Source organism: Azospirillum sp. A29, from assembly GCF_042604625.1.
Taxonomy (GTDB): Bacteria; Pseudomonadota; Alphaproteobacteria; order Azospirillales; family Azospirillaceae; genus Azospirillum; species Azospirillum palustre.
Genome location: NZ_CP170466.1, coordinates 2,394,373 through 2,418,677 on the forward strand (window position 1 = coordinate 2,394,373; position 24,305 = coordinate 2,418,677).

General features: G+C 66.7%; 21 protein-coding genes and 1 tRNA gene. 10 read left to right on the top strand and 12 right to left on the bottom strand.

The window, feature by feature from the left end; genetic code table 11:
• Positions 1–17: 17 nt before the first annotated feature.
• Positions 18–1,532, top strand: coding sequence for a UbiD family decarboxylase (locus ABNQ38_RS26360; RefSeq protein WP_377808797.1), 1,515 nt, complete (start codon positions 18–20; stop codon positions 1,530–1,532).
• Positions 1,533–1,574: 42 nt separating this feature from the next.
• Here the strand turns inward: ABNQ38_RS26360 and ABNQ38_RS26365 are convergent, their stop codons facing one another.
• The 5 genes from ABNQ38_RS26365 to ABNQ38_RS26385 form a co-directional block, all read right to left on the bottom strand.
• Entirely contained in the window at positions 1,575–1,973 is a 399-nt protein-coding gene (locus ABNQ38_RS26365; protein WP_377808799.1) for a gamma-butyrobetaine hydroxylase-like domain-containing protein, read from the bottom strand.
• Positions 1,970–2,200 carry a Trm112 family protein gene (locus ABNQ38_RS26370; protein WP_377808800.1) on the bottom strand — a complete coding sequence of 77 codons (231 nt, stop codon included), beginning with the start codon at positions 2,198–2,200 and terminating at the stop codon, positions 1,970–1,972. Before ABNQ38_RS26370 ends, ABNQ38_RS26365 begins: the two co-directional genes overlap by 4 nt.
• A 63-nt stretch (positions 2,201–2,263) precedes the next feature.
• Complete coding sequence (locus ABNQ38_RS26375) at positions 2,264–2,932, bottom strand: LON peptidase substrate-binding domain-containing protein (protein ID WP_377808801.1); 669 nt, start codon at positions 2,930–2,932, stop codon at positions 2,264–2,266.
• Between the two features lie 58 nt (positions 2,933–2,990).
• Positions 2,991–3,953, bottom strand: a complete 963-nt coding sequence (locus ABNQ38_RS26380; RefSeq protein WP_377808802.1) for a tetratricopeptide repeat protein — start codon at positions 3,951–3,953, stop codon at positions 2,991–2,993.
• A gap of 169 nt (positions 3,954–4,122) precedes the next feature.
• A complete protein-coding gene (locus ABNQ38_RS26385) occupies positions 4,123–4,683 on the bottom strand; it encodes a prolyl-tRNA synthetase associated domain-containing protein (protein WP_377808803.1) in 561 nt (186 codons plus the stop codon).
• A gap of 161 nt (positions 4,684–4,844) precedes the next feature.
• On the opposite strand from ABNQ38_RS26385, the gene ABNQ38_RS26390 reads away from it, so the two are divergent.
• From ABNQ38_RS26390 to ABNQ38_RS26405, 4 genes are all read left to right on the top strand, one after another.
• Positions 4,845–4,919 (top strand) — tRNA-Gly (locus ABNQ38_RS26390).
• A gap of 845 nt (positions 4,920–5,764) precedes the next feature.
• Entirely contained in the window at positions 5,765–6,433 is a 669-nt protein-coding gene (locus ABNQ38_RS26395) for an RraA family protein (RefSeq protein ID WP_377808804.1), read from the top strand.
• A gap of 82 nt (positions 6,434–6,515) precedes the next feature.
• Positions 6,516–7,460, top strand: a complete 945-nt coding sequence (locus ABNQ38_RS26400) for an AEC family transporter (RefSeq protein ID WP_377808805.1) — start codon at positions 6,516–6,518, stop codon at positions 7,458–7,460.
• 622 nt (positions 7,461–8,082) lie between these two features.
• The gene (locus ABNQ38_RS26405; RefSeq protein ID WP_377808806.1) at positions 8,083–9,780 is read left to right on the top strand and encodes a methyl-accepting chemotaxis protein; all 1,698 of its coding nucleotides are present in this window, start codon (positions 8,083–8,085) and stop codon (positions 9,778–9,780) included.
• A 97-nt stretch (positions 9,781–9,877) separates the two neighbouring features.
• On the opposite strand, the gene ABNQ38_RS26410 is transcribed toward ABNQ38_RS26405, so the two are convergent.
• Together ABNQ38_RS26410 and ABNQ38_RS26415 are read right to left on the bottom strand one after the other, a co-directional pair.
• Positions 9,878–10,543, bottom strand: coding sequence for a hypothetical protein (locus tag ABNQ38_RS26410; RefSeq protein ID WP_377808808.1), 666 nt, complete (start codon positions 10,541–10,543; stop codon positions 9,878–9,880).
• Between the two features lie 160 nt (positions 10,544–10,703).
• The gene (locus tag ABNQ38_RS26415) at positions 10,704–12,713 is read right to left on the bottom strand and encodes a methyl-accepting chemotaxis protein (protein ID WP_377808809.1); all 2,010 of its coding nucleotides are present in this window, start codon (positions 12,711–12,713) and stop codon (positions 10,704–10,706) included.
• A gap of 412 nt (positions 12,714–13,125) precedes the next feature.
• On the opposite strand from ABNQ38_RS26415, the gene ABNQ38_RS26420 reads away from it, so the two are divergent.
• The 3 genes from ABNQ38_RS26420 (at position 13,126) to ABNQ38_RS26430 (ending at position 17,416) form a co-directional block, all read left to right on the top strand.
• Positions 13,126–14,247 (top strand): glycosyltransferase family 2 protein, encoded by a 1,122-nt coding sequence (locus tag ABNQ38_RS26420; RefSeq protein ID WP_377808811.1) that lies wholly within the window; start codon positions 13,126–13,128, stop codon positions 14,245–14,247.
• A complete protein-coding gene (locus tag ABNQ38_RS26425; protein ID WP_377808812.1) occupies positions 14,244–15,986 on the top strand; it encodes an ArnT family glycosyltransferase in 1,743 nt (580 codons plus the stop codon). Before ABNQ38_RS26420 ends, ABNQ38_RS26425 begins: the two co-directional genes overlap by 4 nt.
• A 182-nt stretch (positions 15,987–16,168) precedes the next feature.
• Positions 16,169–17,416, top strand: coding sequence for a serine hydrolase domain-containing protein (locus tag ABNQ38_RS26430; protein WP_377808814.1), 1,248 nt, complete (start codon positions 16,169–16,171; stop codon positions 17,414–17,416).
• A gap of 27 nt (positions 17,417–17,443) precedes the next feature.
• Here ABNQ38_RS26430 and ABNQ38_RS26435 read toward each other — a convergent pair whose 3' ends face one another.
• The gene (locus ABNQ38_RS26435) at positions 17,444–17,854 is read right to left on the bottom strand and encodes a nuclear transport factor 2 family protein (protein WP_377808815.1); all 411 of its coding nucleotides are present in this window, start codon (positions 17,852–17,854) and stop codon (positions 17,444–17,446) included.
• Positions 17,855–18,019: 165 nt separating this feature from the next.
• Positions 18,020–19,000: a hypothetical protein gene (locus ABNQ38_RS26440; RefSeq protein ID WP_377808816.1), complete on the bottom strand. Its 981-nt coding sequence runs from the start codon at positions 18,998–19,000 to the stop codon at positions 18,020–18,022.
• 264 nt (positions 19,001–19,264) lie between these two features.
• On the opposite strand from ABNQ38_RS26440, the gene nadE reads away from it, so the two are divergent.
• Positions 19,265–20,962: an NAD(+) synthase gene (gene nadE, locus ABNQ38_RS26445; RefSeq protein WP_377808817.1), complete on the top strand. Its 1,698-nt coding sequence runs from the start codon at positions 19,265–19,267 to the stop codon at positions 20,960–20,962.
• A 58-nt stretch (positions 20,963–21,020) separates the two neighbouring features.
• Here nadE and ABNQ38_RS26450 read toward each other — a convergent pair whose 3' ends face one another.
• The 3 genes from ABNQ38_RS26450 to elbB form a co-directional block, all read right to left on the bottom strand.
• Positions 21,021–21,245, bottom strand: a complete 225-nt coding sequence (locus tag ABNQ38_RS26450) for a hypothetical protein (RefSeq protein ID WP_377808818.1) — start codon at positions 21,243–21,245, stop codon at positions 21,021–21,023.
• A gap of 147 nt (positions 21,246–21,392) precedes the next feature.
• Positions 21,393–21,962 (bottom strand): hypothetical protein, encoded by a 570-nt coding sequence (locus ABNQ38_RS26455; RefSeq protein ID WP_098739245.1) that lies wholly within the window; start codon positions 21,960–21,962, stop codon positions 21,393–21,395.
• A 136-nt stretch (positions 21,963–22,098) separates the two neighbouring features.
• Positions 22,099–22,767, bottom strand: a complete 669-nt coding sequence (elbB, locus tag ABNQ38_RS26460) for an isoprenoid biosynthesis glyoxalase ElbB (protein WP_377808819.1) — start codon at positions 22,765–22,767, stop codon at positions 22,099–22,101.
• 179 nt (positions 22,768–22,946) lie between these two features.
• On the opposite strand from elbB, the gene gltX reads away from it, so the two are divergent.
• The gene (gene gltX, locus ABNQ38_RS26465; protein ID WP_377808820.1) at positions 22,947–24,302 is read left to right on the top strand and encodes a glutamate--tRNA ligase; all 1,356 of its coding nucleotides are present in this window, start codon (positions 22,947–22,949) and stop codon (positions 24,300–24,302) included.
• The last annotated feature ends 3 nt before the right edge of the window (positions 24,303–24,305 follow it).

The window sequence follows — 24,305 nt, forward strand, 5'->3', positions numbered from 1 at the left end:
ACACTGGACATTCTGCGATGCCCTACACCTCGTTGCGCGACTTCATCGACCGGCTGGAGAAGGCGGGGCGGCTGGTGGTGGTGAAGGAGCCGGTGTCCACCATGCTGGAAATGACCGAGATCCAGACCCGTCTGCTGGCCGAGAATGGCCCGGCGGTGCTGTTCGAGAACGTCATCAAGGCCGACGGCACGCGTTCCGAGATGCCGGTGCTGATCAACCTGTTCGGCACCGTCGAGCGGGTCGCCTGGGGCATGGACCGCGAGCCGCATCAGTTGCGCGCCGTCGGCGAGACGCTGGCCTTCCTCAAGCAGCCGGAACCCCCGGGCGGCTTCCGCGAGGCGCTGGACCTGATCCCGCTTGCCAAGACCGTGCTGTCGATGAAGCCGAAGACGGTCGGCTCGGCTCCCTGCCAGGAGGTGGTGCTGACCGGCGACGACATCGACCTCGGCCGCCTGCCGGTGCAGAGCTGCTGGCCGGGCGAACCGGCGCCGCTGATCACCTGGCCGCTGGTGGTGACGAAGGGGCCGACGGGAAAGCGCGAAGACGACTTCAACCTCGGCATCTACCGCATGCAGGTGCTGGGGAAGAACAAGACCATCATGCGCTGGCTGAAGCACCGCGGCGGCGCCCAGCACCATCACCGCTGGGCTGCCAGCGGCAAGCGCGAGCCGCTGCCCTGCGCCGTCGTGCTGGGAGCTGATCCAGGCACCATCCTGGCCGCGGTGACGCCGGTGCCCGACACCCTGTCGGAATACCAGTTCGCCGGCCTGCTGCGCGGCAAGAAGGTGGAGCTGGTGGAGTGCAAGACGGTGCCGCTGAAGGTGCCGGCCCAGGCGGAGATCGTCCTGGAAGGCCATGTCAGCCTGGACGACTATGCCGACGAGGGGCCCTACGGCGACCACACCGGTTATTACAACTCGGTCGAACCCTTCCCGGTCTTCACCGTCACCGCCATGACGATGCGGCGCAAGCCGATCTACCTCTCCACCTTTACCGGCCGTCCGCCCGACGAGCCGTCGGTGCTGGGCGAGGCGCTGAACGAGGTGTTCATCCCGCTGCTGATCCAGCAGTTTCCGGAGATCGTCGATTTCTGGCTGCCGCCGGAAGGCTGTTCCTACCGCATCGCGGTGGTCAGCATGAAGAAGGCCTATCCCGGCCATGCCAAGCGGGTGATGATGGGCGTCTGGTCCTTCCTGCGCCAGTTCATGTACACGAAGTGGGTGATCGTCGTGGACGACGACATCGACGCGCGGAACTGGAAGGACGTGATGTGGGCGATCTCCACCCGCATGGATCCGGCCCGCGACATCACGGTGATCGAAGGCACGCCAATCGACTATCTCGACTTCGCCAGCCCGGAATCGGGGCTCGGCGGCAAGGTCGGCCTCGACGCCACCAACAAGTGGCCGCCGGAAACCAAGCGTGAATGGGGCGAGAAGCTGCACATGACCGACGAGGTCGTCGAGGCGGTCAGCCGGAAGTGGGACCTGTACGGCCTGCCGGGCAGCGGGAAACCGATCTGGAAGAAGTGAATGAGCCACCCTCTCCCGGCCGGGGTCGGGAGAGGGAGTCCATCACCGCCGCGGGTCGCGGCTCAGGCCCTTGGCCTGCAACTCTACAAGATATTCGGCCCACAGCGCTTCCTGTTCGGTGCCGATCTCGTAGAGGTATTTCCAGCTGAAGATACCGCTGTCGTGCAGGTCGTCGAAGACGATGCGGATGGCATAATTGCCGACCGGCTCCACCCGCATGATGCCGACATGGCGGCGACCGGCCACCGTCTGCTTCTGGCTGGGGTTGTGGCCCTGCACCTCGGCGGACGGGCTGACGACGCGCAGGAACTCCGCCGGGTAGGAGAAGGTCCGGCCGTCGTCGAAATCGACCTCCAGCCGCTTCTCCTCCTTCTTCAGGCGGATCTCGGTCGGCCAGTGGACCGTGCCGAATCCATCGCCTGTCTCGGCGCCTGCACTCATCGCGCCCCCCCCACCTTGTCCAGGCTGCGGGCCTCGTCGATCAGCATGATCGGGATGCCGTCGCGAATCGGATAGGCCAGACCGGCGCGCTCGCTGACCAACTCCCCACGCTCGGCGTCGTAGCGCAGCGGACCCTTGGTCAGCGGGCAGACCAGGATCTCCAGCAGCTTCGGATCGACGCGGGCGTTGGTTTTCGCTTCGCTGCTCTTGTCCTCGGGCGTCGCCATGTCGTGTCTCGTGGTGATTGGAAGAAAGGCGGTGATTGGAAGAAAGGCGGTGATTGGAAGGACTCAGTGCTTGGGCGGCGGACCGTCCCCGTCATGGCTGTCGAGAATGGCCATCTCGACCAGCCCGATCAAGAGCTTCCCACGTTCCGCCAGGGTCGGCGCCTCCAGCAGCGCCTGTTTTTCACCAGGCGTGAAGGGGCAGATCATCGCCAGCGAGTTGACCAGCCGTTCGTCCAGCGTCGATTCGATGGATTTCCAGTCGACCGACAGGCCCTGGACCCGGAAATAGGTCTTCAGGGCGCCGAGCAGCCGGTTGCGGTCGATGTCGCCACAGGATTCGGGTTCCAGGTCGGCGCGGAAGGGACGCCAGTCGGGAACGATCCGCCGATAGCCGCGCGCACCTTCCACCTCCCGCCCGATCTCGAACCGGGCGACCCCGGTCAGGGTGATGAGGCAGCGGCCGTCGTCGGTCTCGGCGAAGCTGGTGATGCGGCCGGCGCAGCCGCAGGAATAGACGGCCGGCTCACGCTCCCGCCCGGCGGGGTCGAGGGGCTGGATCATGCCGATCATACGGCCGCTGCCCAGCGCATCGTCGACCATGGCGAGATAGCGCGGCTCGAAGATGTTCAGCGGCAGCCGCGCCCGCGGTAGCAGCAGGACGCCGGCCAGCGGGAAGATCGGCATCATCGCCGGCAATTGGCTGAACTCAGGATCGAAGGGGTTTCTGGTCATGCCAATCAGATAGAACCCCTTCGCCGATGGAACAGCCGTACTTTTTTCGGAAAAAGCGTCAGCTGAACATCATGGTCGACAGGCGGCGGCGGGTCTTCACCGTCAGCGGGTCGGTCTGGCCGAACGCCTCGAAGAACTTCACCAGCTGCTTGCGGGCGCCGTCCTCGTTCCAGGTCCGGTCGCGCTTGAAGATCTCCAGCAGCTCGTCCACCGCGGCTTCGCGTTTGCCGGCGGCGAACAGCGCCATGGCGAGGTCGAAGCGCGAGGCATGGTCGTTCGGGTCGTGGGCGACCTTCTCCATCAACTCCGGGATCGGGCCGGCGTTGGCGGCCTGTTCCGCCACGTCGAGAGCTGCGCGGACGTTGGCCAGCTCCTTGTCCTTGGCGATGGCTTCCGGGGCCTGGGCCAGCATCTGCTTGGCGTTCTCCAGATCGCCGGCGGCGATCAGGCAGCGGACGATGCCGGCATAGGCCTGGGCGTTCTCCGGCTCGGCCTGCAAGATCTGGCTGTAGAGGTCGAGTGCGCCCTGCAGGTCGCCGCCCTCCAGCATCTCCTTGGCCTGGGCGAAGGCCTCCTCCAGCATGTCGTCGGCACCGCCGCCGGCACCGGCCTGCTTGGCCAGCGCCACCAGCTTGTCGACGAAGGCCTTCACCTGCGATTCGGGCAGGGCGCCCATGAAGCCGTCGACCGGACGGCCCTGGAAGAAGGCATAGACCGCCGGGATCGACTGCACGCGCAGCTGCGAGGCGATCATCGGGTTGGCGTCGGTGTCGATCTTCACCAGGCGGACCGCGCCCTTGGCGGCACGCACCACCTTCTCGATGATCGGGCCCAGCTGCTTGCAGGGGCCGCACCAGGGCGCCCAGAAATCGACGATCACCGGGACGTCGCGCGAGGCTTCGATCACGTCGGCCATGAAGGCGCGGTCGGTGCTGTCCTTGACGATCTCAGCGGCACCGGGGGCGGAACCGGCGGCGGGAGCGGCGGGCTTGGACCCGTTGGCGGGGGGCATGGAGAACATGGCGTGTTTCGGTCCCGTTGGTGATGCCTGGCCCATTAGGACATCCCGGTGGGCCATGGAGTTGCCGATCCGGCCGGCCCGGATCCTCATCGTTGGCGACATATGTGAGCGCGCAGGGCGGCTCAAGCAAGCATTGCGTGGACAGGCTCTGCGTAGAGGCGCCGGCCGGTCATTCCTGCGTGCGGCCGAACTCGACGATTGCTGGCTCATGCCCGCAGGCGCGGATGAAGCGCATCAGGTCGTCCCGCCGGATCGCGGTGGTGCGGTCGTTCAGCAGCGGGTGATAGTTCAGCAGGTCATGCTCCATCATCGCCTGCTGCAGGACCACGCGCACCTTGTGTCCGGTGTCGTTGACCAGCGAGAAGGGTGTGACCGATCCCGGCCGGATGCCGAGGAAGCGCCAGAGCCGCTCCGCCGAGGCGAAGGACAGCCGCGCCGACCCGATGGCCTTGTCCAGCCGGTTCAGGTCGATTTTCGCATCCTCCAGCGCCACCACCAGCCAATGCTGATCCTTCTTGTCCTTCAGGAACAGGTTCTTGCAATGGCCGCCGGGCAGGGCGCCACGAAGGGACTTGCTTTCCTCCACCGTGTGCAGCGGCGGGTGGCTGTGCGTGGTCGCCTGGATGCCCAGCGCGTCGAGCCGCGCCAGCAGTTGATCCGGCGAGGTCGGCAGCGGCGCGTCCCCATCGGGAAGGGAGGCGTCCGGAAGGGAGGTCGATGCGGTGTCCATGACAGCCCTTGTACCGGGCGCGCGGAAAATCGTCCAGACGGTGAAAAAAACTGAAACAAGGCGCTTGCATTGCGTCGGCCGATGAGTATAGTCCGCCGCACACCGCCGGACGGCAGCGACAACGGTCTGAACCGATGAAACGCCGGACGATGGAATGGAGCGCGGGCGTAGCTCAGGGGTAGAGCACAACCTTGCCAAGGTTGGGGTCGAGGGTTCGAATCCCTTCGCCCGCTCCAGTTTCCTCCAGACTTTACGCTGGAGCATACGATTTCAAAAGGCCGGACCTTCGGGTGCCGGCCTTTCGCATTTTTCCCTCCTGTTTCCAGTCCATCCGGACTTGCCGGCTTGCGGTCCGCAAGCCCTCCGTAGGGGAATGACACCTTGCGGGATGATCGCCCATCGGATCGCTGATCCGCGGGATCGACACTCCATCTCATTCTTTCAGCTTTCAATTGCGGCAAGTCAAAGCCTGATCGTCATACAATTGTAGGCGGATGGTGAGGCTGAAACGGCATGATGTTCACATCGCTCCGGCAAAAGACCGTTCAGCACGGCCGCAGTTGTGCCTGCTGTCGGCGTCCGTTGTAATTTTCCCAAAATTTCTTGTTATGGCTGTGTGTCATGTTGAGATAGCCCGAAAGGGGATGCGGAATTTCCTATGACGTATTTACAGATTGTCAACCTCCTTGCGTATGACCGCATGGGGAGGTACACTTCAAAATCTAAATAAAAATCGCATAAGGTTCCGGGGGTTGTGGCGAACGAAGACACTCTGCGGAAAGTCCGGTAAAAATTCGGAAACATTCCCGTGAAAGGATGTTCCGGCCATTTGCCTTCGCTCGGCCGGCAGCGCTTCACCGCCGTTGTTCCGTCAGGAATTCGGCGCGGGAATTCGGGATGGCTGAAAGCACGGTTCGGCTCCGCCCCCGCCCCACCTCCGTCCAAACCCCGCCGGAATCGAGAGACGGTCCCTTACCAGGGGCCTCTGCCGACCTCCGCCTCTCCGGATTTCGACCCCGACCTCCCGACCCGGATACGAAGCCCGGATACCAAGACCCAGATACCAGGAAAGGAAACCGCCATGGCTATGCAGCGCTATCTTGTCGACTATCCCCCGCTGTCCACCGACGCTCTCGCCAAATGGTCGTCGGTTCCCAGCAGCGTCGCCTCCGACGCGATGAACCGGTGTCAGAGCATGGATTCGCGGATCAAGCCGATGGTCCCCGGTATGCGCATCTGCGGTCAGGCCCGCACCGTCGTCACCATGCCCGGTGACAACAGCATGGTTCACCACGCCGTCAGCCTGGCGGAACCGGGTGACGTGGTGGTGGTGGCCGGCGGCGGCCTGGACGACGTGGCGCTGGCCGGCGAATGGGTGGTGCGCTGCTGCAAGCGGCGTGCGCTGGGCGGTCTGGTTGTCGACGGTTCGGTCCGCGACCTGCACGAAATCCGCGGGCTGGGCCTACCGGTCTTCGCCAAGGGTGCCGTGGCCCGTGGCCCGCACAAGAATTTCGGCGGCAAGATGGACGTCATCGCGGCCATCGGCGGCGTCCCGGTCAATCCCGGCGACCTGATCCTGGGCGACGAGGACGGCGTGGTCGTGGTGCCGCTGGCCTTCGCCGACGCCGCCCTGACCCAGAGCCTCGCCCTGCTGGAGCGGGAGCGCAAGTGGACCGAGCAGATCGAGGCCGGCGCCACCCTGGTGGACGTGCTGGGCGTCCCGCCGCTGGAGATCGTTCCCGCCGACTGAGCGGAACCGTGTAAAGGAAAGCCCCCGCATCGTCGGCCGCACTGTCGGCCGTTGCCGACCCCGCCCCCATGGTGCCGCGTCCATGTCGCTGATTTTCCAGATCGTCCTGCCGATGTTCGGCCTGATCGCCCTTGGCTTCTGGGCGGCGCGCTACCGTGGCTTCAGCACTGCGATGGTCCAGGGGCTTTCCCGTTTCCTCGGCATCTATGCGCTGCCGGCGCTGCTGTTCTCCAACATGGCGCGGGCGGACATCCCGGACCCGCTGGAATGGGCGGTGCTGGGTTCCTTCTACATCGCGGCGGTCGCGGTCTTCCTGGTCGGCGGGCTGTGGATGCGGATGGTGGGCCGGCGGGAGCAGATCGCTCCCATCGGCCTTGCCAGCTCCTTTTCCAACATCGCGCTGCTGGGATCGCCGATCATCATGGAGGCCTATGGGCCGACCGTGGCGGTGCCGGTGATGCTGCTGATCGTCTTCCAATCGCCCCTGCTGTTCACCTCGGCCACCATGCTGGCGGAAACCCAGCGATCGGCGCGCAACGGCCGGGCCGGGCGGCCGGTGAAGGCGACGCTGGACGCCGCCAAGGCGACGTTGACCAGCCCGCTGGTGGTATCGGTCATTCTGGGGCTGGCCGCCAATTTGATCCATCTGGCGATCCCGCCCATGGTGATGAAGAGCTTCACCATGATGGCGCAGACGGTTCTTCCCTGCGCCTGCTTCACGCTGGGGGCGTCGCTGGCGCTCAGCCCGGCCTCGGGCGCGGTGCTGCCGGCCACCGTGGTGGCGCTGTTGAAGACCGGGCTGCACCCGCTGCTGACCTGGCTGCTGGCCACCCAGGTCTTCGACCTGCCGCCGCTGTGGGTCGCCCCGGCCGTGACCGCCGCGGCCTTGCCCATCGGCATCAACGCCTATGTTTTCGCGGAGCGCTACAATGCCGGGCGCGAGGTGGTGTCGATGTCTCTGCTGATCTCCACTCTGCTGTCGCCGGTGTCGATCTCCATCGCCTTCATGGTGTCGTCTCCAGGCTGACGCCGGGCCGGAATGGCCCGTGGGTATTGCCGAAGCAATTTCAAATACGCTGAATTTACTTGATAGATCCGCCGATCAATCCGGAGGGGCGGTAGCGTGCTCCACGCTGCGTGCGGCAGTATGGCCGCCGTTACCGCCATTGATAGGAGAGAAAAATCCTGTTAGCCTCTAATTGTATGAATTTCTAGGCATTCTGATATCGGCAAGGCTGTGTCTTGATCTTCCAGAACACGGAATATGATAAGCCGACGCTTCGGTGGCGGGAATTGACCGGTTTCGTTCCAGATAACAATAAATCCGTCTCTTCTGTCGCATATCATAGTATGCTCAAGACCCCCAACGCTTCGATGCCGAAGAAAGTCGGCGTCTATTGTGTCAGATCAAAGACTCGTACAAAAATAATCGCGTTAATCATTGCAAAAGATTTTCCGGGTGAGATGGCGCAGCGATGGCCGTGCCGGCGGGCAGGCCGCGTCGATGCCATTCCCGGAACCGGCGCGGGAGTCCGTCCCCGCAGGGCTTCATCGACCGGAGCGGCGTCGCGCGGCAGCCGCACGTTCCTCCGCCCCAATGCCATACCGGATCGTTCGCGCCACGGACAGCCGGCCGACGCAGGTGCCCCATGACCCTCCTCAACAACTTCCACATCCCCGTCAAGATGGCCATTCCGGCGACGACGGCGATCATCGGCATGCTGGTGATCGCGCTGCTCGGCTGGTCGGCGATCACCCAGCAGTCGACGCTACTCGACGCCCTGTTCAACCGTTCCTTCACCCGGGAAGCGGAAATCCAGGGGCTGACCGATACCCTGACGGTGGCCCACGCCGGAATGTACCGGACCGTGATCCTCAGCAGCGCGAACGCCTCGCCGAAGGCGGTGGAAGAGGAGATGAAGGCCCTCGGCAACCAGCTCAGCAAGCTGAAGAGCCAGTCGGAGGCCCTGAAGGGCGCCACCGCCGACACCGACGACGAGGCGAAGTTCTTCGAGCGGTTCGGTGCCGACAGCGCCACCTATCTGGCGAAGGTGGGCAGCTTCCTCGACCTGTTGAAGATGGGCGTCGATCCGCTGGACTTCCTGCAGGAGGTCCAGGCCGCCTACACCCGATTGCAGGGAACCAGCCGCGACTATCTGACCTACAAGCGCAAGGTTTCGACCGACGCCTACGCCGAGGTCAACGCATCGGTCGACAACACCACCCAGGCCTTCATGGCGGTGGCCGCGGCGGCCCTGCTGGTGACGGTCGGCGTCGCGCTGTTCATCGGCATGAACATCGCCCGCCCGATCGTGCGCCTGACCGACGTGATGGAGCGGCTGGCCCGCGGCAACCTGGAGGCTGACATCCCCGCTGCGGAGCGTGGCGACGAGATCGGCCAGATGGCCCGCACGGTTCAGGTCTTCAAGGAAAACGCCGTCCGCGTGCAGGAACTCTCGCGGGAGCAGGAAGCGATGCGCCTGCGCAACGAGCAGGAGCGGCGGCAGGCGATGACGGCGCTCGCCAACGACCTGGAGGCGTCGGTCAAGGCGATGATGGGCGAGGTGGTGCGGTCGGCGACGTCGATGCGCAACGAAGCCAACTCGATGCTCGACAACGCCAAGCAGACCAGCCACCACAGCGACAGCGTCGCCCATTCGGTGCAGGAGGCGACCAGCGAGGTCGAAAGCGTCGCGGCCGGTGCCGAACAGCTCCGCGCCTCCATCGACGAGATCACCCGCTCCATCAGCCAGTCGGCGCAACTCGCCCGCGGTGCGGTGGATGAGGCCGGCCGCACCGACAGCATCGTCCAGGGGCTGAGCGAAGCCAGCCGCAAGATCGAAGAGGTCGTCGGCCTCATCCAGTCCATCGCCGGCCAGACCAACCTGCTGGCGCTGAACGCGACCATCGAGGCGGCGCGCGCCGGCGAGGCGGGCAAGGGCTTCGCCGTGGTGGCCCAGGAGGTGAAGAGCCTCGCCAACCAGACCGCCAAAGCGACCGAGGAGATCGGCGCCGAAATCGCCGCGGTCCAGGCCGCGACCCATGCGGCGGTCGGCGCCATCCGCGCCATCGTCGGCACCATCCGGCAGGTCGACGAGTCCCTCGGCACAGTCGCCGCGGCGGTGGAGGAGCAGGACGCTGCCACCCGCGACATCAGCGCCCGGTCCCAGCGCGCCGCCGTCGACACCATGGCGGTCATGCAGGAAATGCGTCTGGTCCAGCAGGCCGCCGAAACCACCGGCCATTCCGCCGGGTCGGTGCAGAACACGACCGAGGAACTGTCGCGCAGCTTCAACCGCCTCGACCACGAGATCGAAGCCTTCATCACCCGCATCACCGCGGCGTGATGGTGGGGGTGTAACGGTGAGGTAAAACTAACAACGCCCTCTCCCGCATTGTGCAGGAGAGGGCGTTGTTCGATCCGGCGTCCGGCTTCTTTAGGTGTCAGACGCTTTCCAGCACTTTCTTGCGCGCATCCGCCCAGTCACATGCCGTCGTCGGCCGGCCGTCGGCGTCGATCAGGCCGCGGGCGAACAGTTCCTCGGCATGGCGGATGAAGAAGGCGGCGGTGCTCGACCGCTCCCAATGCTCCATCCAGTTCTGTTCCAGGAAGGCCAGAATCCCCGGCTGACCCAGTTCGACCTCCCACAGCACGCCGAGCAGCGACGTCTGCTGCTCCTCATGCATGCAGTCCTCGAAGCACAGGCGCTTGTCGGCGCGCGCCTCCTTGCGGGCGGTGGTTTCCGGGCCCGGACCCAGGCCGTAATCGATCAGTGTCCGCCGCTCCGGCGCCGCGCACAGCCAGTGCGCCACCTCATGCACGATCACCGTTGCCTCGACATCGGTGCGGATCACCTTGCCGTCCCACATGAAGGAGCGGCTGGGCGGCTCGTCCAGCGTGTCGATGCCATGGGCATGGGCCAGCCGCACCGCGTCCGCCCGGTGTGCCGGCGTGTCGACGCCACCGCCCGGCTCGTCGTCCGGCCGCACGGGCCAGGTCGAGGCGATCCGGCGGAAGGCGGCGCGCGCTTGGGCATGGCCGTCCAGATGGGCGTCGAAGGCGGCGATGGCCTTCGGCATGTCGTCGATGGCGATGGGAGTCAGGATCATGGGGCCTATGTGCCCAAGGGTGCGTCCTGGCGCAAGGGGAATGTAACCGTGCAGAGCAGCAGGGCTGCCCGGCAAGACAATGGCGCCGGCAAGTCCCGGTCTTTTCGGGTCCTGCCGGCGCCATAACTGTCATGGTGCCGCTTGGGATCGATGCGGTTTCTTACGCTGCGCGCATATCGGACAGGAAGCGCGACACGAAGCCGCGCAGGTCGGTCGCCTCGTGGTTCAGCCCGTCGGCGGCGGTCAGCACCTCGCGCGAGGCATCGCCGGTGGAGGCTGCGGCCTCCGACACGCCGGCGATGTTGCCGGACACCTGCTGCGTGCCGCGCGCCGCCTGCTGGACGTTGCGGCTGATCTCCTTGGTGGCGGCACCCTGTTCTTCCACCGCGGCGGCGATGGTGGTGGAGATGTGGTTGATCTCGGCGATCACCCGGCCGATCTCAGCGATGGCGCCCGCCGCCTGCCGGCTGATTTCCTGGATGCCGGCGATCTGGCTGCCGATTTCCTCGGTCGCCTTGGCGGTCTGGCTGGCGAGGCTCTTCACCTCCGACGCCACCACGGCGAAACCCTTGCCCGCCTCGCCGGCGCGTGCCGCCTCGATGGTCGCGTTCAGCGCCAGCAGATTGGTCTGGCTGGCGATGTCGGTGATCAGTTGCACCACCTCGCCGATGCGCTGGGCGGCGTCGACCAGCCCGCGGACGGTGCCGTCGGTCTTCTCGGCGGTGGCGACCGCCTGTCCGGCGATCCGGGTGCTTTCCGCCACCTGCCGGCCGATCTCGGCGATGGAGGCGGTCAGTTCCTCCGTCGCGGCGGCCACCGTTTCCACATTGCCGGTCGCATCGAGCGAGGCGTTGGCGACCGCATCGGCCTGCCGGGTGGTCTGCTCCGCGGTTGCCGACATGGTCTGGGCGGTCGCCTGCAACTGCGTCGCCGCTGCCGACACCCGGCCCAGCGCCTGCAACACCAGCCGGTCGAACTCCTGGGTCAGCCGGTCGATGCGCTCGCCGCGGCTGCGCTGGGCCTCGTGGTCGGCGCGCTGGGCTTCGGCCAGCCGGTCGCTCTCGATCAGGCTGTCCTTGAACACCTGCAGGGCCTTGGCCATGCCGCCGATCTCGTCGGCGCGCTGCAGGCCGGGAATGTCGACGCTGCGGTCGCCGCCGGCCAAGCGGGTCATGCGGTCGGTCATCGCCACCACCGGCCTCGACAACCCGCGGCCGATCAGCAGCGCCGTCGCCAGCCCCAGAACCACCGCGATCAGGGAGGCGATCGTCATCCCGCCGCGCGCCTTGTCGATGAAGGCGCCGGTTGCCATGCCCAGGCTCTTCTGGGCGTCAACGCTCGCCACCGTCAGCTGCTCCGCCTCCTTTGCGATGGAATCGCCGACGGGGATCAGCACCTCCTTGACCAATCGGTCACGCTCGGTGGTCGCCTTGACCACGCCGTTGAAGCCGGTGATGTAGACGCGCAGCATGGCGGTGTAGGACATCGCCATCTTGCGGCGGTCCATGTCGGTCAGCTTCGCCATCATCGCACCGCCACGGCTGGCGGCATCGGTGAACTGGGACCGGGTCTGGCTGGCCAGCGCCGGAGAGCCGTCAATGTTGTAGCGGGTCGCCGAAATGCGGGCCGACAGCATGTGGCGCAACGCCATGCCTGCCAAATAGGCAGCGTCGGTGTCACCCCCGGTGCTGGCGCTGTCCATGATGTTGTCCAGCGCGCTTTCCAGCCGCGGGCCGATCTCGTCCAGTTCGGAGATGGCCTTGCTGCGCTGGGCCTGGAAATCCATCGCAGCGGCGAAGGCCTCCTGGTATTGGGCGATCTCCTGAGCCATATGGTTGGCGGTCTGCAACAGGGCAGGGTCGGTGACCAAAGCGCGGGTCTTGTCGATGGTCTGCCCCGCCTCCTCCGCCGTGCGCTGGACGGTCGCGCCGACCTCCGGATCGCCGGTCAGCAGGAAGCGGGTGGCCTGCTGGCGCATCTCCAGCATCAGGGCCTGGATGCGCCCCAGTTCGTTGGTCTGCTGGCCGAGCTGCCGATAGGTGTCCACCGCGCCGCCAGCCTCCGACAGGGCCGCCACGCCGATGCCGCCGATCAGCACCAGGAACACCAGAATGCCGGCGCTGGCCGCCGTGATCTTCGTTCCTACGGAAAAGCGATTGAAAAGGCTCATGGCCGGGGCCTCCATCGGCACGGGGGTGCTGCGCGGAACCTGAAAAGGTCAGTGATAGCGACCTGTTCCAAAAGGCTGGTTTCAGGAAGCATGCCACATGCCCCGGTATGGACCGGCCTTGCGCGCCGATAACCGAAGAGACCCATGAATGAGCTAGGGGAAAGCAGTCGCTCCGCATCGTTGGAATAAACCGCAACGCCGGATGTTTGCCTGTTTCGTTGGACTGCGGGTGGCGGGTGTCCGGACGCTTTCACGGGCGAACAGTCCATTTTTTGTGCCGCGGCGGTCACAGGAGAGGCATTTTGAACATCCCCCCGTATCGTGATATATGCCAAAGGGCGCAGCGGCCGTCCGGGGTCGTCGCCGATCCCCCCATCTCCCGGTCCCTGACGCTTTGATCCGACGGCTGGCCATGTCCATTCCCGACGCGCCCCTTTCCGCGGCTTCCCCGGATGCCCGCACCGCTCCAGCCCGTCCTGCGGCCGGCCGCCCCCCGGCGGACCGATACGGCCGTCCACGGCGCGGCTGCCTGTCGGTCGTCATTCCCTTCTACAACGAGGGTCCCAACATCGACGCCCTGTTCGCCCGGCTGGTGCCGGTGCTGGACGGGCTCGGCATGGATTGGGAGGTGGTGTGCGTCAACGACGGCAGCCGCGACGACACCGTCGACCGGCTGCTGGACGTCCATGACCGCGAGCCTCGGGTGAAGGTCGTCGACCTGTCCCGCAATTTCGGCAAGGAACTGGCGCTCTCCGCCGGGCTCAGCCACACCACCGGCGACGCCATCGTGCCGATGGACGCCGACCTGCAGCATCCGCCGGAACTGCTGCCGGCCTTCATCGCCAAGTGGCGCGAGGGCTTCGACGTGGTGGTCGCGGTGCGCCATGCCCGTGTCGGGCAGAGCCTGAAGCACCGGCTGTTTGCCCGTCTGTTCTACTGGGTCTTCGACCATCTGTCGGAGATCAAGCTGCCGCGCGAGGTCGGCGATTTCCGCCTGATGGACCGTCGCGTCGTCGAGGTCATCAACCGGATGCCGGAGCGCACGCGCTTCATGAAGGGCATCTTCGCCTGGGTCGGCTTCCGTCAGGCCGCGATCCCCTACGAGCAGGGCGAGCGCGCCGGCGGCGACACCAAATGGGGCTTCGTCAAGCTGCTGCGCCTGTCCTTCGACGGGCTGACCGCCTTCTCCACCTTCCCGTTGCGGGTGTGGAGTCTGGTCGGCATGGCGGTGTCCGGCGTCGCCTTCGTCTATATCCTGATCCGTCTGATCCGCACGCTGATCCACGGCATCGACGTGCCGGGCTATGAATCGCTGCTGGTCGCCGTGCTGTTTCTGGGCGGCCTCCAGCTGATCACCCTGGGCATCATCGGCGACTATCTGGGTCGTGTCTTCGCCGAGGTGAAGGGGCGTCCGCTGTTCATCGTCCGCTCCGCCCACGGCTTCGGTCCGGCGGACGGCCGGCACGAGCATGATCTGGACCCTGTCGGCGAAAGCTTCGGCGACGGAACAGCGGGGCAGGAGCCGCGCCGATGAGCATCGAGTCCCGTCTGCACACCGGCGACGGGGAGGATGCCGGTAGTGGCGCCCGTCGCCCGCGTCCCGCCACCGCCGCACCCTCCACCGCCACGGCGGCCGGCCGCGCGTTGCCGCGTGGCGAGGCGGCCCTGTGGGACGGGCTGTCGCGCGCGCTTCTTCTGGGCGTGCTGATCCTGGCGGCGCTGACCTTCCTCAGCTATGGCATCAGCACCGACGAGGAGGTGCAGCACATCTACGGCAAGAAGCTGCTGTCCTATTACCTGAGCGGCTTCCAGGACCGGTCGGCCTTCCATTTCAAGGATCTGGCCTATTACGGCGGGCTGTTCGACCTCGTCACCGCCGTGATCGTGCCCTTCTCCCCCTTCGAGGAGTACGAGACGCGGCACCTGCTCTGCGCGCTGGTCGGCGTGCTGGGCATCGCCGGAACTTGGCGTTACACCCGGCTGCTGGCCGGTCCGCGCGCCGGCTTCATCGCGGCGGCCCTGCTGTCGCTGAGCGGCGTCTATTACGGCGCCATGTTCAACAACACCAAGGACGTGCCCTTTGCGGCCGGCATGGTGTGGACGCTCTATTTCGCCACCCGCATCCTGAAGCAGATGCCGCGTCCCAGCCGGAGCGCCGTGCTGAAGTTCGGGCTGGTGCTGGGCATGACGCTGGCGATCCGCGTCGGCGCGGTGCTGGCCGGCTTCTATCTGGCGGTCGCCATGGCGCTGCATTTCGCGCTGGTCACCCGGCAGGAGGGGCATCGCTGGGCGCTGGCCGATGCGCGGCGCGCCTTCCTGTCCCTGTGGCCGGCGATCCCGGTCGCTTACGCCATCATGGCGGTGTTCTGGCCCTGGGTGGTCCAGCGGCCGTTCCGCAACCCGCTGGAGGCGCTGCGCGTCGTCTCCCACTTCCCGATCGACATCCAGACGCTGTTCATGGGCGAACTGGTCCATTCGAACGACCCGCCCGCCCTGTACCTTCCGGTCTATCTGGCGGTGAAGCTGCCGGAGGCGGTGGTGATCGGTGTCGGGGCCGCGGTGATCATGGCGGCGGTCTGGCTGGCGCGCGGTGGCTGGCGGCGCGCCGGTGCCTTCACCGTGGTCCGCTATACCCCGCTGGTGCTGGCGGGCTTCCTGCCGATCCTGCTGTTCGTGCTGATGCGGCCGTCCGTCTACAATGGCATCCGCCATTTCCTGTTTTTGGCGCCGCCTTTCGTGGTGATGGCCGCCATCGCCGCTGACCGGTTGTGGACTCTGTCGCAGCGCGGCGGCCGGGCACTGGGGCAGGGGTTCGCCGCCGCGATGACCGTGGTCGCCGTGGTGTACGCATGGCAGCTGGGCGCCATGCATCCGAACCAGTACGTCTATTACAACCAGTTCGTCGGGGGCGTACGCGGCGCCGACGGCCGGTTCGAACTGGATTACTGGGGCAACTCCCTGCACGAGGCGTTGCAGGAACTGATCGAGTATGTCGAACGCGAGAACGATGGCCATGCCCCGCCGCGGCAATACACGCTGACCGTCTGCGGCAACACGCTGGCGGTGCGGTTCGAACTGCCGCCCTGGCTGCGTCTGGTGAACGGGATCGAACCGGACTGGCGCAAGGCCGACTTCTTCCTGGCCTTCACCCAGGTGAAGCGGTGCCCGTCGCTGCTGGACGGCCATCCGATCCTTGAGATCGCCGCCGACGACGTGCCGCTGTCGGTGGTCAAGGACCGCCGTCCGCCAAGGGCCGAGATCCCCACCGAATAGCTGCTGCCGAATAACTGATGCCGGCCTGCCAAGCCTGACCTGATGGGCGGCGGTGGGGCAGTGGGGGAGTACCCCGGCGGCTCCCGCCCCGTCTTTCGCCGCATCGCCCTTCGCGGCCCTGTCCGTCTGCCGTACGTCTGCCCACTCTCCAGGCTCGCGATTGGGAGCGGGCGGAGGTGTGCATGCGGCGCGGACTGCTACACGGGCTGCGGCACGGACTGCTTTGTGGCGCTTTGTGCCTGCTGCTGTGGAGCGTTCCGCTCGGTCCGACCGGGGCCATCGGCCTGGACCGGGCTCCCGACCCGTTGGTCGATGCGGTCACCCGTGCGGTGGAGGAACGGCAGCCGGTGGCCGGAACCGGCAGCTTGGTGGTCGGCGTCATCCGCGATGGCCGGACGCTGGTGGTCGGGCGTGGCGATGCCGGGCGGCCAGATGGCGGGCCGGCCGACGGGCGCACCCTGTTCCAAATCGCGTCCCTGACCAAGCCCTTCACCGGCACCATCATGGCGGACCTGATGCGGGAGGGCCGCGTCGACCCCGCCGACCCGCTTCAGCGCCATCTGCGCCGGGTCGGCGCGGTGCAGGTCGCCCATGTGCCGGACTATGATGGCCGTCCGATCCGGCTGCGCGATCTCGCCACCCACACCGCCGGCCTGCCGAACGTGCCGGAAACCTCCCGCTTCTCCTGGAGCCGGCTGGAGGATCCGCGCAATCCCTACAAGCCGCTGTCGCGGGGCGAGTTGGCGCTGTGGCTGTCCGATTACCGGCTGCCGGTGCCGCCGGGCGTGCGTTTCAGCTATTCCAATGCCGGCATGTCGGTGCTGGGCGAGGCGCTGGCGGCGGCAGCCGGCCAGCCTTACGAGATCTTGCTGAAACGGGTGGTGACCGACCGGTTCGGGCTGCGCGACACCACCCTGCACCCGACGGCCGAGCAGCGGATGCGCAAGGCGGCGGGCCATGCCCGCGGCCGGATCGTACCGGATTGGGAGGCGCCGGCGATGCTGCCCGCCTTCGGCCTCTATTCCTCGGCCGACGATCTGCTGCGCTGGCTCTCCGCCAATCTCGGCGATTGCCCGGGCGGTGCCGCCGTTGGGCCGGACGGCCACGGCTGTGCGCCGCCGGTGGCGGCCACCCTGGCGCTGGCGCAGTCGGTGCAGGTGGACGGCCGCTCTCTGGCCGATCCGGGCAGCCTGGGAAACGGGGCGATGGCGCTCGGCTGGTTCGTCGCCTGGGCCACGGACGGCACGCCGATCCATTGGCATTCCGGCTCCACCGGCGGCTTCAACGCCTATATCGCCTTCTCGAAGGCGCATCGCTGGGGCGTTGTGGCCCTGACCAACAGCGATCCCGATCAGGTCACCGCCGACCACGTGGTGATCGACCTCGTCCGTCGTCTGGAAGCGCGGCCGGAGGTGGCGAGCCTGCCTTGAGGCCCTGTCGTGAAGCTGCGGTCCGGTTCAGTGCAGGCGCCGCAGCGGCTTGACCGGGATCTCGATATCGGCGCGGGCTGGGGCGATGGGACCCGCCTGATGATGGGCGAGACGCCAGTTGCCCTTTTCTCGGGCAAACAGGTTGGTGGCGGCCAGGACGGCATCGCCCAGCGTTTCCTCGCAGACCACCAGTGCGGTGTCGCCGTGCAGGGTGACCCGCTCGTTCCGGGCCGCCACCGTGATGCCGCTGGGTGTGCGCAGAACATCGCGCCAACTGGTCAGCACGGCGTCACGCCCGAACAGGGCGGTCCAGCCGGGATGGATGCAAGAGACGGGCAGCGTTTCCGCCCACAGGGCTTCCATCGCGGCGGTGTCGCGGTTGGTGAAGGCCCTGTAGAAGGCTTGGTTCAGGGCCAGCAGCGTGTCGCGGTCGGTCATGTCTTCATCCGGGCGATGGTTCCGGGAGGTCGGACGGCGCCCGGCCCAGCGGGCCGGCACCGGGACCGCTTGTAAAGAAGCCATCACTCATGGGCAAGCGCCGGTCCGGACGGATCCGGGCCGGCGCTGTGACAATGAACGCGTCGGAGACCGCATCGGACCGCCTCAGGCGGTCAGATCGACGCCCTGCGACTTCGCTGGAGTTGCGGCGGTGGCCGCCGTCCCGCCCTTCCCGGCCGACAGCCCTGCGATCGGATTGGACAGGTCGAGCGTCAGGTGGGTGACGCCGTCCTTCGACGTGGTCGGCTTCAGCACCGCCAGCCCCTTCATCCCGTCGCCGCCGCCCTTGGCGGCCATGTCGTTCAGCTTGCCGAGGATGTCCTTGATCTCATCCTCGCTGAAGCCCTCGGAGCGCACGATCATGCCGGTCGACTTGCCGGTGGCGGTGGTGGTCATGCCGGTGGCGCTGAGCGCCATGTCGCCGCCCTTGCCCAGGGAGGCCTGCAGGCGCTGGTCGTCGCGGCGGAAGTCCAGGGTCGATTTCGCGAAGGAGATCTTGACGCTGCGGTCGCCGTCCTGGATTTCCAAGTCGATCCCGTGCGACTCGATCGACCACTGGGACTGGGTGGCCTGCATGTCCACCGACAGGTCGCTGAGGTTCATGCCGTCCAGCTTGGACTTCAGCCCGTCGCCGAAGCCCTTCACGGCGTCGTCGATCCGGTTCTGCGGAACGCCGAGCGCGCTCAGCGTGTCGCCGAGCCCCTGCTTCAGGGCGTCGATGCCCTTGCCGAACATGCCGGACAGACCCTTGCCGTGGTCCAGCGCCGACTGCATCAGCGACTGGGCCTGCTTGGCACGGTCCACGCCGCTGCCGGATGCCAGGGCGCCACCCCCGCCCGCTGCCCCGCCCGCAGCCTGGGCGCCGCTCTTGCCGGTCATGCTGTCCAGCAGCGATTCCATCGACTGGCTGATGGTGTAGGCCGGCGACTGGGACTTCTTGTCTGCCTTGTCGCCGTCTACCGTTTTCGCGTCCGATTTGGCCAGCGCGTCCTTCACCGTGCCGGCCGTCTTTGACGAGCCGTTCTGCACAGCCGTGGACAGCACCGACGGTTTGCCGCTCGGGCCGCTGAGCTCCGCGTAGTACATGGATGCCCCCGCATCGCGTTGTTTGTGTGCAAGCCGAAGCATGACGCCGACAACCTTTACCGTTTGTTAATTTCATGGATTTCTTTCAATGATTGAAACAAATTCGTTTCCTTACTAAGTGTCGGCGACTGTGAAACTTCATCCGATAACTTGCCGCCACTTGTTCCGCCTGCGTGATGAGCTGCGACGAGCCGCGGCTTTCACCAAGGAGAAGGGGCTGCTACCCTTGTCCCCAAAGGACCCGGAAGAAGGGAGCCAGCCATCATGACCGACCGCCTGTCCATAGCCCTCGCCCAGATCAATCCCGCCGCCGGCAACCTCGCCGCGAATGCCGACCGACTCCGCGCCGTAAGGGCTGAGGCTGCGGCGCGCGGTGCCGATCTGGTCGTCTGTCCCGCAGTCGGCCTGTCCGGTGCCCCTTTGCTGGATCTCGCCGCACTTCCCGTCTTCCTCGACGCGGTGGAGGCAACGGTGCAGGCGCTGGCGGAGGACACCGCCGACGGTGGGCCGGCCTTGCTGGTCGGCGTTCCCTGGCGTGGGGATTCGGTGCCTGGGGATTTGGGACGCGACGGATCGAAGCGTCACAATGCCGCGCTGTTGCTGGATGGTGGAAGAGTCGCTGCGGTTCGTTTCCAGGCAGGAACGGATTCCGGCGAAATCGGTGGGCCGGAGGAGGATCGTTTCGATAGCGGTCCGATGCCGGGTCCGGTCAATGTTCGCGGGGTGCGGATCGGCCTGCTGGTCGGCGGCGACCTGACCACCGGCGACGTTGCGGAAACGCTGGCGGAAAGCGGTGCCGAGCTGCTGGTCGCCATGCTGGCAAGTCCCTTCGCTCCTGGCCGTGCCGACCAGCGGATTCATGCCGGCGTCGCGCGGGTGGTGGAATGCGGGTTGCCGCTGGCCGCCGTGAACCTGATCGGCGGGCAGGACGAGCGGGTGTTCGATGGCGGCAGCTTCGCGCTTGCCCCCGGCGGGCGGCTGGTCGCCCAGGCTCCGCTGTTCGCCGAACATCTTCTGCTGACCCGGTGGGAACGCGGAGACGATGATGGCTGGGACAGTTCCGAGGCCGAAACGATTGCTCCGGCAGAAGGAACTGAGGCGCTCTATGGCGCGCTGGTGCTGGGTCTGCACGATGCCGTAACGAAATCCGGCGCGCCGGGTGTGGCGGTCGGTCTGACCGGCGGTCTGGACTCGGCGCTTGTTGCCGCCATCGCCGTCGATGCGTTGGGGCCGGAGCGGGTCCTGGCGGTCCGGGCACCGCTGCCGGGCGGCCCGGACGCTGATCTTGCCGGTGCCCTGGCCGACAGTCTGGACGACGCGGCGGAAATCGTGGAGTTGCTGGGCTGCCGCCTCGACAATGTCGCGCTGGCGCCGCTGCTGAAGGCTGCCGACTCGCTGTTGGCCCCGGCTTTCGCCGGCCGCGATCCGGCCATGGCGGTGGAGCGGATGCATGCCCGCCTGCGTTCCGCGACTCTGGCGGCGCTCGCGGAGCGGATGGGGGCCTTGCTGCTGTCGAGCGTGGACCGCACCGACCGCCTGCTCGGCCTTGCGCCGGAGGAGACGGGTTGCGGCTATGCCGTGCTGGCCGACGTGCCGAAGACGGCGGTGCTGGAACTGGCGCGCTGGCGCAACCGCAACCAGCCGGCGGTATCGCGCGGGCCAGCCGGGCTGGTGGTGCCGGAGCGGGTGCTGATGCGCCGGATGAAAGCTGAAACTCCGGCTGGCCTACCGCCGGCGGAGATGTTGGACGATCTGCTGGCCGGCTTGCTCGATGGCGGGCTGTCGCCGGCCGATCTCATGACACTCGGTCATGCATCGGAGACGGTGGCTGCGGTCTGGCGATTGATGGCTCGGGCGGAAGCAGGCCGCCGCGGGGCTCCGCCGGGGCCGCGTGTGTCCCGCCGGTCAACGGTGCGGTTGCGGCGCTTTCCGATTGCCGGCGGCTTCACCGATCTGCTGTAGAGCGGGCGGGTGGAAGGGGGCAGCCCCCCTTCACACCCGTTTCGAAGTCTTGCGGACGTCAGCCGCGCGTCAGCTTGATGATCGTGGCGATCATGCCGAAGGTCCACAGCACGGCCGGCAGAACCACCCAGGTCGGATGGAAGATGATCGCCAGCGGCATGATGAAGATCAGTAGCATGGCGGGAAAGACGAAGGAGGGCGAATTTCCCCAGTTGCTCAACAACCCGGCCGGGTTCGCGTCTTCACCAAGATAAGCATCGGCGGTAACCGCTTGATCCGTCATCTCTATCACCCAAAGATTTTTGTGGTTATCCCCTGCCCCGCAGTGCAGCAAAACAGGGGTTCATACGCCACGATGCTTTGGATGGCCAGAGCGCAGCCTTTGCCGTTGCTTCCGACTTTGGTCGAAGAGTGGGAGCGAAGACGGAGTTTACGCGGCTTCGGTCAGCGCCAGCTGCGGGCGGCGCAGGCTGGACTGGATGGTGAAGGGCGCACGGACGCCGCCATTGAACAGCTCGGCGCATTCCAATGCCTTCAGCACGCGCTCTTCCGGCGGCTGGCCGGCGGTGGAGGCAAGCGAACCCAACGCGTAATCCGACCCGCAGCCGATGGCGTGGTAGCCGCGCACCGCCTCGCCGACCTGATAGTCGGACTGCACGGTGAAGAGGCGGCCTTCCAACCCGACCATGAAGGTGCCGCCTGTCTCCACGTCGTTGGAGCGGTGGGCGTAGCCGCCGTCCTTCAGGCAGTTGCGGACGGCATCGACGAAGTCGACGACCATGTAGCGGAACAGGTCGGCGTCATGGTCGCGGGACGGGACCTCCAGCCGGTAATGCAACAGCTGGCCCATGCGGAAGGAACTGGTGAAGCCGATCAGGCTGTCGCCGTTGCGGAACACTTTGGTGTCAGCGCGGACGGTGATGTCCAGCCCGTTCACCCCGGCGCTGTCGCCGCCCATCCACACGCGATCGCCGTCCACCAATCCCACAATGCAGGTCATCGCCAACCCTCGCCTGATAAAAAAGAAACTGAGGCAAAGGGTGTGGGAAGGCGGTTAATGAATTATTGCTCAGCTTTGTGACATTGCGTGTGACAAAGGAGGTATCGCTACCTCCTTCGTCGTGCGTTTGTCTTGCCTACTTCGCCAGATCGACCAGAGCCTTGACAGTATTCTCGGCCCCTTCGGCGATCTGGGCCAGAGTGGCGTCCAGCATGTAGCAGGGGGAGGTGACCACCTTCAGCCCTGGATCGACCACGATCTCGCCATGGGTGGCGGTGCGATGGACCGCCCCCATCGCTTCCAGGGCGGCGACGGTGCCGGGATCGTTGCCGACGGTCAGCTCCACCCCCTGCTGGCCCAGGATCTTGGCGAGGATGGCCGGCGCGATGCACAGCGCGCCGATCGGCTTGCCGGCCGCACGCATGGCGGCGACGGCGGCCACCACCTGCGGGTTGACCGAGCAGTCGGCCCCCTTGAAGGCGAAATCGCTGAGATTCTTGGCGGCGCCGAACCCGCCGGGGAAGATCAGCGCATCGACGTCGCCGGCCGAGAACTCGCTGAGCGCGATGATCTTGCCGCGGGCGATGCGTGCGGACTCGACCAGCACGTTGCGGCTTTCGCCGGTCTCCTGGCCGGTCAGGTGGTTGACGACATGGGCCTGTGGAATGTCGGGGGCGTAGCACACCGCCACCGCGCCGACCTTGGCGATGGCCAGCAGGGTGCAGACCGCCTCGTGGATTTCCGCACCGTCATACACGCCGCAGCCCGACAGCACGACGCCGATGCGCAAGCTCTTGTCCGCCATAGGATGTCTCCGAGATTGGATTTGCCGCCAAGCTAACGCAGGCCGTTTCCCGCGCCTACCGTGGCAACCGACGCAATGCCCGACCTGTTGCGCGGATGCATCGGTCGCGGACCGCTTTCGGATGGCGCGCCGGCCGTGCTAGGACTGCCCGCCTGTCCCGTCTGCAATCGAGTTCAGCCATGTCCACCGCCGTCCGTTTCGCCCCCAGCCCGACCGGCCGCATCCATGTCGGCAATGTGCGCCTTGCGCTCGTCAACTGGCTGTTTGCGCGCAAGACCGGCGGAAGCTTCATGTTCCGGCTTGACGACACCGACGAGGAGCGCTCCACCCAGGAGTTCGCCGACGCCATCGCTGCCGATCTGACCTGGCTGGGCCTGACCTGGGATCGTTTTGCCCGCGAAAGCGACCGCTATCCGCGCTATGACGAGGCGGCATCGGCGTTGAAGGCCGCCGGTCGGCTCTATCCCTGCTACGAGACGCCGGAGGAACTGAACCTCAAGCGTGCCAGTCTGGTGTCGCAGGGCCGTCCGCCGATCTACGACCGTGCCGCGCTGCGCCTGACCGACGAGGATCGCGCCCGGCTGGAAGGGGAGGGGCGCAAGGCCCATTGGCGCTTCAAGCTGAACCCGACTCCGGTGGAATGGATCGACCTCGTCCGCGGGCCGGTGCGGTTCGAGGGCACGGCGCTGAGCGATCCGGTGCTGATCCGCGAGGATGGCCGGCCGCTCTACACCCTGACCAGCGTGGTCGATGACGCCGACTTCGCCATCAGCCACATCATCCGCGGCGAGGACCATGTCGCCAACACCGCGGTGCAGATCCAGATCTTCGAAGCCCTTGGCGAGTCGCTCGGTGCGGCGGTACCGACCTTCGCTCATCTGCCGCTGCTGACCGATGCCGGCGGGCAGGGGCTGTCGAAGCGGCTGGGCAGTCTGTCGGTCGGCAGCCTGCGCGACGAGGACGGCATCGAGCCGATGGCGGTCAACAGCCTGCTGGCGAAGCTCGGCACCTCCGATCCCATCGAGGCGCGGCTGACGCTGGACGAGCTGGTTGCTGAGTTCGACCTGTCGAAGATCGCCCGCGGCACGCCGAAGTTCGATCCGGAGGAGCTGGGCCGGCTGAACGCCCGCATCCTGCACCTGACGCCGTTCGAGGCGGTGGCCGCCCGGCTGGAGGCGCTGGGCCTGACGGGCGCCGATGCCGCCTTCTGGGACGCGGTGCGGCCCAATCTGGCGCGGCTGAGCGACGCGCAGGACTGGTGGGCGGTGACCCATGCGCCGGTGACGCCGCTGGTGGAGGACGCCGGTTTCCTGGCCCAGGCGGCGGCGCTGCTGCCCGACGAGCCGTGGGACCTCGGCACCTGGGGCGCCTGGACCAATGCGGTGAAGGGGGCGACGGGCCGCAAGGGCAAGGATCTGTTCCTTCCTCTGCGCCGCGCGCTGACCGGGCGCGACCATGGACCGGAATTGAAGAACCTGCTACCCCTGATCGGACGGGCGCGCAGCCTCCGGCGTCTGGCCGGCGAAACCGCCTGAAAC